Origin of the sequence: Stenotrophomonas sp. ZAC14D2_NAIMI4_6 (assembly GCF_003086875.1) — a bacterium.
Lineage (GTDB): Bacteria > Pseudomonadota > Gammaproteobacteria > Xanthomonadales > Xanthomonadaceae > Stenotrophomonas.
The window spans coordinates 3,404,791-3,417,472 of the sequence record NZ_CP025996.1 but is presented as its reverse complement, the minus strand read 5'-3'; the positions used below and the strand labels follow the sequence as shown (position 1 = coordinate 3,417,472).

Here is a 12,682-nt window from a genome sequence, read left to right as displayed (position 1 = left end):
GGTTTACGGCGTCCCCTGCCAGCCCACACCACCCCGGCCCACCCACAGCACCAAGAAGCGCCATCGCTTCGGCTCTTGCTCTGGCTCTGGCAGTTGTAGTTGCCGTGCGCTTCTGCCTGCCGCAGGCATCGGCCCCCCACCAGCCGATACAATGCCCGTCTGCCGTACACCGGCATCCCGTCCCTGAGCCAAAGAGTTGCCCATGTCCATCGTCCGCATGACCGACCTCGACCTCTCCGGCAAGCGCGTGCTGATCCGCCAGGATCTGAACGTGCCGATCGAGAATGGCCGCATCACCTCCGAACAGCGCATCACCGCCTCGCTGCCGACGCTCAAGCGCGCGCTGGAACAGGGCGCCGCAGTGATGGTCACCTCGCACCTGGGCCGCCCGAAGGAAGGCGTCTGGAGCGAAGCCGATTCGCTGGCACCGGTTGCCGCGCGCCTGTCCGAGCTGCTGGGCCGTGAAGTGCCGCTGGTGCGCGACTGGGTGGACGGTGTGGACGTGCAGCCGGGCCAGCTGGTGCTGCTGGAAAACTGCCGCATGAACGTCGGCGAAGGCAAGGATGACGAAGCCCTGTCGAAGCAGTACGCCGCCCTGTGCGACGTGTTCGTGATGGATGCCTTCGGTACCGCGCACCGCGCGCAGGCTTCCACCCACGGCGTGATCCGCTTCGCCCCGGTGGCCGCCGGCGGCCCGCTGCTGATGGCCGAACTGGACGCGCTGGCCAAGGCGCTGGATGCCCCGGCCAAGCCGCTGCTGGCCATCGTGGCCGGCAGCAAGGTCAGCACCAAGCTGGAACTGCTGGCCAACCTGGTCAACAAGGTGGACCAGCTGATCGTGGGCGGCGGCATCGCCAACACCTTCATCGCCGCGGCCGGCTACAAGGTCGGCAAGTCGCTGTACGAACCGGACCTGCTGGATACCGCCAGGAAGATCGTGGCCGACGCGCAGGCCCGTGGCGCAGCCATTCCGCTGCCGGTGGACGTGGTCACTGCCAAGCAGTTCCTGCCCGACGCCGCGGCGGAAGTGAAGGCCGTCGATGCCGTGGCCGAAGACGATCTGATCCTGGACATCGGCCCGCAGACGGCCGCGCAGTACGCGCAGCTGATCGAACAGGCCGGCACCGTGGTCTGGAACGGCCCGGTAGGTGTGTTCGAGTTCGAAGCCTTCAGCAAGGGCACCGAAGCCCTGGCCCGCGCCATCGCCCGCTCCAACGCGTTCTCCATCGCCGGCGGCGGTGACACCCTGGCGGCGGTGGACAAGTTCGATATCGCCGGTGATGTCAGCTACATCTCGACCGGCGGCGGTGCGTTCCTGGAATTCCTGGAAGGCAAGACCCTGCCGGCGGTGGCCGCGCTGGCTGCGCGCGGCAACTGATGTCGGTCCAGCCGCAACAGATCGAGGAAGGGCGTGCCACGCTCTTCTTCGACATGGATGGCACGCTCATCGATTCGGAAGTGGGCATCACCACCTGTATTGCCTATGCGCTGCAGAAGATGGACCAGCCGGTTCCGCCGCAGGAAACCCTGCTGGGGTGGATCGGCCCATCGCTGCGCACCACCTTCACCCCGCTGTTCGGAGACGCGCAGCGGGTGGAGCAGGCGGTGGCGCTGTACCGCGAGCGCTTCGATGTGCAGGGCTGGCGTGAGCATACGGTCTATCCGGACATCGAAGACACCGTGCGTGCGCTGCATGCGCGGGGCCATCGCCTGGCCGTGGTGACCGCCAAGAACGAGGTACATGCCCGCCGTATCGCCGAACATCTGCCGTTTGGCCACCTGTTCGACGATGTGATCGGCTCTACCCCCGATGGCTCGCGCAGCAGCAAGCCGCAACTGGTGGGCGAGGCCCTGCAGCGGCTGCAGCTGGACCCGGCGCAGTGCTGGATGATCGGCGACCGCCGCATGGATATCGAAGGTGCGCGCTTCCATGGCGTGCGCAACGTGGGCGTGCTGTGGGGATTCGGCGGCGAAGCCGAGCTGACCGAGGCCGGCGCCGGACATCTGGCCCGCGAACCGGCGCAGCTGCTCACCCTGCTGGCCTGACCGAACCAGGGGTCGGACCCCTCTCCAAGGGAGAGGACTCTGACCCCGCTGGCCGGGCGAGTACAAGCGCGGGAACCGATTACATCCGTCGCCTGTCCGGAGCATGTCCGCTCCATGTCCCGAAGAGTCAGGCGCCACAAGGGTGTAACCGTATACATGGGGCGTGAAGGATGTGCTAATTTTCCCCCTTTCACGGGAGAGGCCCATTCACCATGTTCGAGCGTCAGCGTCGCACCAAGATCCTTGCCACCCTCGGTCCGGCGACCGACCCGCCGGGCGTGCTGGAGGATCTGTTCCGCGCCGGCGTGAACGTGGTGCGCCTCAACTTCAGCCACGGTGACCCGTCCGGCCAGGCCAAGCGCGCCGCCGACGTGCGTGCCGCTGCCGCCCGCGTGGGCGTGGAAGTGGGCATCCTGGCCGACCTGCCGGGCCCGAAGATCCGCATCGAGCGTTTCGCCGAAGGCAAAGTCTTCCTGAAGGCCGGTGACCGTTTCGACCTGATCGCCAATGAAAACGCCGGCCCCGGCGATGCCAGCCAGGTGGGCGTGAGCTACCTGGGCCTGCCGCAGGACGTGGGCCCCGGCGACGTGCTGCTGCTCGATGACGGCCTGATGCAGCTGCAGGTGGTGGAAGTGCAGGGCGAGCGCATCATCAACACCGTGCTCAACGACGGCGCCCTGTCCGACCGCAAGGGCCTGAACAAGCAGGGCGGCGGCCTGTCGCTGGGCGCGCTGACCGAGCGCGACAAGGAACTGATCGGCATCGTTGCCAAGATCGGCGTGGATTTCATCGCGGTCTCGTTCTGCCGCAACGCGCAGGACATGAACGACGCGCGTGACATCGCCCGTTCGCACGGCTGCGATGCTGCCCTGGTGTCGAAGATCGAGCGCACCGAAGCCATTGAGAACCTGGAAGAAATCGTCGAGGCCAGCGACGTGGTGATGGTGGCCCGTGGCGACCTGGGCGTGGAAATCGGCGATGCCGAACTGCCGGGCCTGCAGAAGAAGATCATCAAGGCCTCGCTGGCGCAGAACAAGGTGGTGATCACCGCCACGCAGATGCTGCAGTCGATGGTGGAAAGCCCCATTCCGACCCGCGCCGAAGTGCTGGACGTGGCCAACTCGGTCATCGACGGTACCGATGCGGTGATGCTGTCGGCCGAAACCGCCGCCGGTGCCTACCCGGTGAAGGCTGTGGAGGCCATGGCGCGCATCTGCCTGGGTGCCGAACGCCAGTTCCAGACCGAAACCGACTTCAATGCCTCGCCGCGCAACCTGGAACGTGCCGACCAGGCCATCGCCATGGCCACCATGTTCCTGTCCCAGCACGTGGGCGTGCGCGCCATCGTGGCGATGACCGAATCCGGTGGCACCGCCCGTTACCTGTCGCGTTTCCGCGCCAAGGCGCCGGTGTTCGCGGTCACCCGCCACGACGGCGCCCGCCGCCAGATGGCGCTGATGCGCGATGTCTACCCGATCAACTTCGACAGCCGCGGCCTGACCCCGCGCGAAGCCGCGCGTGGCAGCATCCGCCTGCTGGTGGAATCGGAACTGCTGCAGGCCGGTGATCGTGTCGTGTTCACCAGTGGCGAGCACATGGAAACCCTGGGTGCCACCAACACCCTGCGTCTGCTGGAAGTGGGCGAAGACGGCCGCGCCAGCGGTCTGGGCGACCTGTAAGCGCAGCCGCCGGGCCACGCCACACAGGGTCACGCCACACAGGGTCAGATCCCCGCAGGGGCTCTGACCCCGCTCTGCCCCGAGGTCGCAGGACAGAAATTGTCCTGCGCACATCTGGAATCGTTTCCATCCTGTCCTCCACGTCGGGGCAACGGGTGGCGGGGCTATAATTGCGTTTTTCCCGCACCCGCCACAGGAAATACATGAGCATCGAACAGCTGGCCGAAACCGCCCAGGCCATGGTCGCCCCGGGCAAGGGCATCATCGCTATCGACGAATCCACCGCTACCATCGCCAAGCGTTTCGCCGGCGTCGGTATCGAGAACACCGAGGAAAACCGTCGCGCCTACCGCGAGCTGCTGCTGACCACGCCGAAGCTCAACGAGCACATTTCCGGCGCCATCCTGTACGACGAAACCATCCGCCAGGCCACCAAGGACGGCGTGCCGTTCGCCAAGTACATGGCTGACCACGGCATGATTCCGGGCATCAAGGTGGACAAGGGTGCGCACCCGCTGGCCGGCTGCCCGGGCGAGCTGGTCACCGAAGGCCTGGACGGCCTGCGCGAGCGCCTGCAGGAGTACTACAAGCTGGGTGCCCGCTTCGCCAAGTGGCGCGCGGTCATCAACATCGGCGACAACACCCCGTCGGGCACCTGCATCGAATCCAACGCCCACGCGCTGGCCCGTTACGCAGCCCTGTGCCAGGAATGCGGCCTGGTGCCGATGGTCGAGCCGGAAGTGATCATGGACGGCGACCATGACATCGAAACCTGCTACGAAGTGACCGAAGCCACCCTGCGTTCGCTGTTCGATGCGCTGTACCAGCAGAACGTGCTGCTGGAAGGCACCATCCTGAAGGCCTCGATGGTCATCTCGGGCAAGGGCTGCGATGAGCAGGCCGACGTGGAAGAAGTGGCCGAATCGACCGTGATGTGCCTGAAGAGCACCGTGCCGGCCATCCTGCCGGGCGTGGTGTTCCTGTCCGGTGGCCAGAGCGACGAGCAGTCCACCGAGCACCTGAACGCGATGAACCAGCTGGGCAACCTGCCGTGGCCGCTCAGCTTCTCCTACGGCCGTGCCATGCAGCAGGCCGCGCTGAAGCTTTGGGCCAAGGACATGAAGGGCAACTACGCCGCTGCACAGAAGACCGTGTACGAGCGCGCCAAGGACAACGGCCTGGCCGCCCTGGGCAAGTGGAACGGCTGAGCCGCACCACCGCCTGAGCAGTAATGGACGCCGGCCCTGTGCCGGCGTCTTCATTTGCGGGTATCGTTGCGCTGCAGCGGGTGCCGTGTCGGCGCCCGGTTTCCAGGGAAAGGAGCAGCAGCACATGCGCAAGGCCGCCATCGTGATCGCCATTGCCACCGTCGTGGCCGTGGCCGGTTGCAACCGTCTTCCCGGCAGCAGTGTGGAGGCCGGCAAGGCCCCGCCGCTGGCGCTGGACAAGCCGCTGTCCGGTGAAATCACCGCGCGCAGCGCACTCAACTACAACGATGGCAGCCACTACCAGGTCTACGCGCTGGCCCTGCAGGACAAGCAGCGGGTGGGCATCAAGCTGACCGGCACGCTGAACGGCTCCATCAGCGTGTTCGACAACGGCACCCTGGTGGCCAGCAGCCGCAGCGGCTATGAAAGTGGCGACGAAGTCTCCGTGGCGTTCCGCGCCGACGGCAGCGGCACCTACCAGGTGGCGGTGAACGCCGAAGGTCCCGATGCGTTCGGGCCGTTCCGGCTGCGCGCCGAAACACTGCAGCCCTATGACGGCACGCCGATCGTCGGCGCCGGCCGCATCGACGATCTGCTGCTGGACGAAACACAGGACTACACGCTGAAGGTGGACAGCCCCGGCCTGTACGAGATCCAGCTGCGTTCGGACGCCTTCGATACGCTGTTGTCGCTGAAGGGCAACGGCCAGGAAAGCGAGAACGATGATGGCGGCGAGGGCACCGATTCGCGCATCACCCTGCCGCTGCAGCCCGGCGAGTACACGCTTACCGTGCGCGGGCTGGGCGACGGCGACCAAGGCGCGTTCAGCCTGGAGGCCAAGCGCAGCGCCATGCCTGACAACCTGGTCGATACCGATGGCACCACGCTGCCTCGAAACGGCAGCGTCTACACGCTGCTGGAAGGCGAAGGCCGCCGACGTTTCCTGCTGACCCTGGACGAACCGGCCGAGGTGCAGCTGGATGCGCTGTCCAGCCAGGTCGACACCGTGCTGCGCCTGGTCGGTGGTGAGATCGAGCGCAGCGATGACGACGGTGGCAACGGAACCGACGCGCACCTGCAGGAAACCCTGCCGGCCGGCCACTACACGGTGGACGTGAGCAACCTGAGCGAAACCAGCGGCCTGGTGGAAATCAAGGTGCGCTGATCGCGCTCAGTGCGCGGCCGCGAAGCCGGCATCACCCACCGGCGGCAGCGGCAGGATGCGCTCGGCCTCTACCGCCTGGCCGGCGGCGGCCAGCGCCTGCTGGTAGGCCTTGGCGGTGGCGGTGTTGAAGGCCACCAGCACGATGCGCATCGGCTGTGCGTGGCTGCGCTGCCATGCCAGCGTTTCAGTCACGGCCACCTGCGCGGCCTGGTACAGCGGATAGCCGTACACGCCGCAGCTGATGGCGGGAAACGCAATGGACTGCACGCCCAGCGATTCGGCCATCTGCAGCGATTTCCAGTAGCAGTTGGCCAGCAGCGCCGGTTCGTCGCGCTGGCCGTCGTGCCAGACCGGGCCCACGGTGTGCAGCACATGCTTGGCCGGCAGCGCATGGCCGGCGGTGGCGCGCACTTCGCCGGTGGGGCAGCGCACGCCGGGCCGCAGCTGCGGCAGCTGTTCGCATTCCTGCAGCAGGCCCGGGCCTGCCGCGCGGTGGATCGCACCATCCACGCCGCCGCCGCCCAGCAGCGATTCATTGGCCGCGTTGACGATCGCATCCACCGCCAGGGTCGTGATGTCGCCCTGCCACACTTCGATCTTCATGCGTCCGTCTCCTGCCTGTCGGTTGTTCCGCGCATCCTCCGCGCTGGCTGTACCCACGGTAGGGCACAGGGCATGGATGCTGCGTCATGACCGTCTCACAACCTGCGATCCGGTCTTCACGCACGATGGCGGCAATTACCTTCACGCAGGCTGAAGCAGAAAGGGGTCAGATCCTTTTCCGCATGGAAAAGGCTCTGACCCCCATCATTGCGCCACGCCGGTGGGGTCAGAGCCCTTTCCCTGCGGGAAAGAGATCCGACCCCGCACCGCTTACGGCAGGCCGGCCAGCCAGTCGTCGTCGGACCCTTCGTTCACATCGGCAAACAGCGGCGTGGAGAAGTAGCGTTCACCGGTATCGGGCAGCATCGCCAGGATGACCGAGCCCGCCTCGGCACGGCTGGCCACATCCAGCGCGCTGGCCACGGTGGCACCGGCCGAGATGCCCACGAACAGACCTTCCTCGGCGGCCAGACGGCGCGCGGTGGCGATGGCGCGTTCGTCTTCCACGGTCAGCAGTTCATCCACCACATCGCGGTTCAGTACATCGGGCACGAAATCCGGCGTCCAGCCCTGAATCTTGTGCGGCCTCCAGTCATCGCCCTTCAGCAACGCGGCGCCGGCCGGTTCGGTGGCCACGATGCGCGTCTGCGGGCGTGCCACCTTCAGCACTTCGCCCACACCGGTAAGCGTGCCGCCGGTGCCCCAGCCGCTCACGAAGTAATCCAGGCGCTTGCCAGCGAAGTCGCGCAGGATTTCCGCGGCGGTGGTGTTGCGGTGGTAGGCCGGGTTGGCCGGGTTGGCGAACTGGCTGGCCAGGAACCAGCCATGCTGTTCGGCCAGCTCGCGCGCCTTGCGCACCATGCCGCTGCCGCGTTCGGCGGCCGGGGTCAGGATCACCTTGGCACCGTAGGCGCGCATCAGCTTGCGGCGTTCGATGGAGAAGGTTTCCACCATGGTGGCCACGAACTTGTAGCCGCGGGCGGCAGCGACCATGGCCAGTGCCACGCCGGTATTGCCCGAGGTGGCCTCCACGATGGTGTCGCCGGGCTTGAGCAGGCCGCGCGCTTCGGCGTCCAGGATGATGGCCAGCGCCAGGCGGTCCTTCACCGAACCGCCCGGATTGAACGATTCGACCTTGGCGTACAGGGTCACGCCCTGCGGCGCCAGGCGCTGCAGCTTGACGATGGGGGTATTGCCGATGGTGTCCAGGATGGAGTCGTACAGGGCCATGGAAGCGCTCCAGAAGCAGGCCGCGCCGGGCTGCGGCGGGCGGAAGAGGGGAGGGCTGGCCGTCCAGGCCAGCGGCTGCCGGCTGACCGTAGCGCCGGCATATGACACCCGGAAATGACCAGATACCTTTCTTAAACAACCTTTGGTTATAAGCTGGTGACGGGAATTGACCCTAGAGTGGACCTCCGCCCCCGCCGCCTACCCGCCATGACGCTCACCCAGCTGCGCTACCTGGTCGCCATCGCCGATGCCGAGCTGAACATCACGCTCGCCGCCTCGCGCGTGCACGCCACCCAGCCCGGCCTGTCCAAACAGCTGAAGCAGCTGGAGGACGAGCTGGGTTTCCTGTTGTTCGTGCGCAAGGGGCGCAGCCTGGAATCGGTCACCCCGGCCGGGACCGAGGTCATCACCCGCGCCCGCGCGGTGCTGGCCGAGGCCAACAACATCCGCACCTATGCCGCCAACCAGCGGCGCGAAAGCCAGGGCCAGCTGATCCTGACCACCACCCACACCCAGGCGCGCTTCGTGCTGCCGCCGGCGGTGGCGGCGATCAAGCAGGCGTACCCGCAGGTAAGCGTGCATCTGCAGCAGGCCGGCGAAGCGGACGCGCTGGACCGGCTCAACCAGGGCGATGCCGATATCGCCATCATCAGTACCGCCGGCAGCGAACCGACCGACGGCATTGCCGTGCCGTTGTTCCGCTGGCGCCGGTTGGTGGTGGTGCCCAAGGGCCACCCGCTGGACCGCGCCGGCCGCGCGCCGGACCTGGCCGCGTTGGCGCGCCAGCCGTTGATCAGCTACGAATCCTCCACGCGTCCGAATTCGTCGCTGCAGCGTGCGTTCGCCGCCCAGGGGCTGGTGCCCGATCTGGCACTGACGGCGCTGGATGCGGACCTGATCAAGACCTATGTGCGCACGGGTCTGGGCGTGGGGTTGCTGGCGGAGATGGCGGTCAGTGCCTACGACGAAGATCTGAAATCGTGGCCGGCGCCGGAGCCGATCACCGAGTGCATTGCGTGGGCGGTGCTGCCGCGTGATCGTGTGCTGCGCGATTACGCGTTGGAACTGGTGCACGTGCTGGCCCCCCAGATCGATCCGCGCGACCTGCGCCGCGTGCTGGACGGCAACCAGGCCGCCGCATGGCCGCAGCCCCCCACCTGGGAATCGCTGACCCAGACCATCACGGTCTAAGGGTTGGGGCATTGCAGGGCTGCGCCCTGCACCCGCTCAACGTCAACTTCAACGTCAACTTCAACGTCAAAAGCGGCATTCCGTGGGATGGCGGGGCGGTGTGGGTGGGCAGGACACGCCGTAAACCCGTCCATGGGGGCTCGTAGGCGCCATCCATGGCGCCTGCGGTCCTGCCCACCCACACCGCCCCGCCTCTGACAGGTTCCTGCGATCTGCCGGAACCGCATTTTGCTCTGGTAGGTGTCGACCTTGGTCGACACATCTGTCAGATACCGAATGGATTCATCCGTGTCGACCAAGGTCGACACCTACCGGGGCAGAGCGCCGTGCCCTTCCGCCAGATCGCGGCCAACTGTCGAAGGCGGGGTGGGTCCGGTTGCGGGGGTGTCCGCGGCATGGGCCCGAGGCATGCCTCGGGCGGGTTGGGCAGGACGCCCAACCCCAGTCTTGCCGTGTGTGCAGGAAAGCGCACACGAGCAAGCCGCGGCCAAGCCTGCAAGGACGTACTTGCGGCGTCCCCCGCAACCGGACCCACCCCGCCATCCCACGGAATGCCCGCTCTTGACGTTGACGTTGCCGTTGCCGTTGCATCAAGCAGGTGCAGGGCGCAGCCCTGCCAAAAACCCCCAGCACCTGCGACGGTTCGTCGCACGGCCAACCCTGGACCGGGCTCTACACTAGCGCGGTGAACCGCTTGTCGCGCCCGCAACGCCTCCTGCTGCAGCTTGCCTTCGTGGCAACGCTGCTGATGGTGCTTGCGCCGCTGGTCAGCCGCGCGCTGCAGGCGCCCGAGCATCATGCGCCTGCGCATGCGCAGATGGATCAGATGTCGCCGGCCATGCATGCCCATATGCATCACGGCAGCCTGGCTGAAGAACACGGCGCGCTGCATGCGCAACCGGATTCAACCCCGCCGGCCGATCCACATGCCATGCACGGCGAGGCCTGCGAGTACTGCGTGCTGGCCATGCGTCTGTTGCCGTGGCTGGCCGTAGCACTTCTGCTGGTGCCACTGCTGTGGCGGCCGCGCATGCTGTTCGCGCCGCTGCTGCCCCTGCTACCACTCCAACACTGGCCCGCGCATGCCGCGCGCGGCCCACCGCTGCGCTCCATCGTCCGCTGAATTTCCCAATCAATCCGCCGCACGACGCCTGACCGGGCGCCGTGCGCGCGTGCGTACCTTGGAGTTGTCTGCATGAAAAACCTGTCCCGCCCCGCGGGCGCATCCGCGCGCCTGCCGGTTGCCCTTGGCCTCGCGGTGGCCGCTTCGCTGGCCCATGCCGCGCCCGCCGATGAAGCGCGCACCCTCGATACCCTGGTGGTGACCGCCGCTGCACCCTCTTCGCCACTGCACTGGGTGACCGATCCGCGGCTGCCGCGGCAGCCGGTGCCGGCCAGTGATGGTGCCGATTACCTGAAGACCGTTCCCGGTTTTTCCGCCATCCGCAACGGCGGCACCAATGGCGACCCGGTGCTGCGCGGCATGTTCGGTTCGCGCCTGAACATCCTCAGCAACGATGGCAACCTGATCGGCGCATGCCCCTCGCGCATGGACAATCCGCTGTCCTACATCGCGCCGGAAAGCTTCGACCGGCTGACCATCATCAAGGGCCCGCAGAGCGTGCGCTGGGGTGCGGGCGCCTCGGCCGGCACCATCCGTTTCGAACGTGATACGCCGCGCTTCGAGGCGCCGGGCCTGCGCGCCGATGCCAGTGCGCTGGTCGGCTCGCGCAACCGCAACGACCAGGTGCTGGACCTGACCGTGGGCAACCCCAGCGGCTATGTGCGCGCCAGCGGCAACCGTTCCGAAGCCGATGACTACAAGGATGGCCACAGTGCCGTAGTGCCCTCGAAGTGGCGCAAGTGGAACGGTGATGTGGCGCTGGGCTGGACGCCCGATGCCGATACGCTGCTGGAAGTGTCCGCCGGCGCCGGCGATGCCATCGCGCGCTATGCCGGCCGCGGCATGGACGGTGCCGCCTTCGAGCGCACCACCTTCGGTGCGCGCTTCGAGAAGCGCAACCTGCCCGGTGCGTGGGACACGTTGCAGGCCAACGTGTACTACAACGAAGCCGACCACGTGATGGACAACTACACGCTGCGCACGCCCAATCCGCACAGCAGCATGCCCATGCCGATGGCCTCCAATGTCGACCGGCGCACCCAGGGCGGCCGCATCAGTTCCGAATGGCGCTGGCAGGACGTGCAGCTGGTGGCCGGCGTGGATGCCGAAGACAGCCGTCACCGCGGCCGCGTGGGCATGGGCCGCAACACCTACCAGAACGCGGCCTGGAGCCGTGATGCCGACTTCGAGCGGCAGGGCGTGTTCACCGAACTGACCCTGGGCGCCGACACCGCGCAGCGCTGGATCAGCGGCCTGCGCATCGACCGTGCACGCGTGCGCGATACGCGCGCGCAGATCAGCGGCATGATGATGGACATGCCCAACCCCACCGCCGGGCAGCAGCGCCGGCAGTGGTTGGGCAGCGGCTTCCTGCGCTACGAACAGGACCTGGCCCAGGGCCTGACTGCCTACGCCGGGTTGGGGCACAGCGAGCGCATGCCGGATTACTGGGAACTGTTCTCGCCCGATGCCGGACCGGCTGGCAGCGTGAATGCCTTCGCCGGCATCCAGCCCGAACGCACCACCCAGCTCGACGTGGGTGTGCAGTACAACGGGCCGCGGGTGCAGGCCTGGGTGTCGGCCTACGCCGGGCAGATCCAGGACTACATCCTGTTCACCTACCGCAGTGGCGGCATGATGGGCAGCAGCAGCCAGGCCGACAACGTCGATGCGCGCATCGCCGGTGCCGAAGCCGGGCTGAAACTGCAGTTGGACGAGCAGTGGTCGTTGGGCAGTACCCTGGCGTATGCCTGGGGCGAAAATCGCGATGCACACCGCCCGTTGCCGCAGATGCCGCCGCTGGAAGCGCGCCTGAGCGCCGATTGGCAGGGCCAGCGCTGGAGTGCCGGCGCCCTGCTGCGTGCGGTCACCGCCCAGCATCGGGTGGCCGCAGGGCAGGGCAATGTGGTGGCGCAGGATCTGGGCCCCAGCGCGGGCTTTGCCACCTTCGCGCTCAATGCCGCTTATCGCTTCAGCGCGCAACTGCAGCTCAGTGCTGGCGTAGACAATCTGTTTGATCGCGCCTACAGCGAACACCTGAACCTGGCCGGCAGCGCCGACTTCGGCTTCCCGGCCGATCCGGTACGCATTAACGAGCCCGGGCGCAGCCTGTGGATGAAGGTGAACTACCGGTATTGATCCGCCGGGCAGGGCCCGGCGCTACCCAAGCACCGGGCAAAAAAACGGGGTCGGACCCCGCCAGGGCCGACCCCCGCCTGGCGCCCTCAGCCAGGCAGGTTTGACTGTACGATGGCACCGGCACGTGCGGGCGGGCTGGATACATCCCGACATACACCGACACCGCCGCGGCAACCCTTGCATGGAACGGGTTCCCGGCGCTATCGCGCGGCAGGTTTCACGCCGGTAAACGCTTGGCACATACCGATTTCATGGGGCGGTGCCTACACTCGGCGGCCGTGGATCAATCAGGACTGTG

General features: G+C 67.1%; 10 protein-coding genes. 8 read left to right on the top strand and 2 right to left on the bottom strand.

All coding sequences use genetic code 11. The features are described 5' to 3' along the window. Nucleotides 1-202: 202 nt before the first annotated feature. The 5 genes from C1933_RS15675 to C1933_RS15655 all read left to right on the top strand — a co-directional run bounded on the left by C1933_RS15675 (nt 203) and on the right by C1933_RS15655 (nt 6,098). Entirely contained in the window at nt 203-1,378 is a 1,176-nt protein-coding gene (locus C1933_RS15675; protein ID WP_108753997.1) for a phosphoglycerate kinase, read from the top strand. Next, nucleotides 1,378-2,046 carry an HAD hydrolase-like protein gene (locus tag C1933_RS15670; protein WP_108753996.1) on the top strand — a complete coding sequence of 223 codons (669 nt, stop codon included), beginning with the start codon at nt 1,378-1,380 and terminating at the stop codon, nt 2,044-2,046. The genes C1933_RS15675 and C1933_RS15670 overlap by 1 nt, the downstream gene beginning before the upstream one ends. A 212-nt stretch (nt 2,047-2,258) precedes the next feature. Beyond that, nucleotides 2,259-3,725, top strand: coding sequence for a pyruvate kinase (gene pyk / locus C1933_RS15665; RefSeq protein WP_108753995.1), 1,467 nt, complete (start codon nt 2,259-2,261; stop codon nt 3,723-3,725). A gap of 203 nt (nt 3,726-3,928) precedes the next feature. Then, complete coding sequence (locus C1933_RS15660; protein ID WP_108753994.1) at nt 3,929-4,933, top strand: class I fructose-bisphosphate aldolase; 1,005 nt, start codon at nt 3,929-3,931, stop codon at nt 4,931-4,933. Nucleotides 4,934-5,057: 124 nt separating this feature from the next. After that, nucleotides 5,058-6,098, top strand: coding sequence for an ABC transporter substrate-binding protein (locus C1933_RS15655; protein ID WP_108753993.1), 1,041 nt, complete (start codon nt 5,058-5,060; stop codon nt 6,096-6,098). A 6-nt stretch (nt 6,099-6,104) separates the two neighbouring features. Here the strand turns inward: C1933_RS15655 and C1933_RS15650 are convergent, their stop codons facing one another. Next, complete coding sequence (locus C1933_RS15650; protein ID WP_108753992.1) at nt 6,105-6,701, bottom strand: O-acetyl-ADP-ribose deacetylase; 597 nt, start codon at nt 6,699-6,701, stop codon at nt 6,105-6,107. A 270-nt stretch (nt 6,702-6,971) separates the two neighbouring features. Then, nucleotides 6,972-7,931 (bottom strand): cysteine synthase A, encoded by a 960-nt coding sequence (cysK, locus tag C1933_RS15645; RefSeq protein WP_108753991.1) that lies wholly within the window; start codon nt 7,929-7,931, stop codon nt 6,972-6,974. A gap of 207 nt (nt 7,932-8,138) precedes the next feature. Between cysK and C1933_RS15640 the strand changes: the two genes are divergently transcribed. From C1933_RS15640 to C1933_RS15630, 3 genes are all read left to right on the top strand, one after another. Further along, nucleotides 8,139-9,122 (top strand): LysR family transcriptional regulator, encoded by a 984-nt coding sequence (locus C1933_RS15640; RefSeq protein ID WP_108751644.1) that lies wholly within the window; start codon nt 8,139-8,141, stop codon nt 9,120-9,122. A gap of 685 nt (nt 9,123-9,807) precedes the next feature. Further along, on the top strand, nt 9,808-10,245 hold the full coding sequence (locus tag C1933_RS15635; RefSeq protein WP_108753990.1) for a DUF2946 family protein: 438 nt from the start codon (nt 9,808-9,810) through the stop codon (nt 10,243-10,245). Nucleotides 10,246-10,317: 72 nt separating this feature from the next. Then, nucleotides 10,318-12,384 (top strand): TonB-dependent copper receptor, encoded by a 2,067-nt coding sequence (locus tag C1933_RS15630; protein ID WP_108753989.1) that lies wholly within the window; start codon nt 10,318-10,320, stop codon nt 12,382-12,384. Nucleotides 12,385-12,682 lie beyond the last annotated feature (298 nt).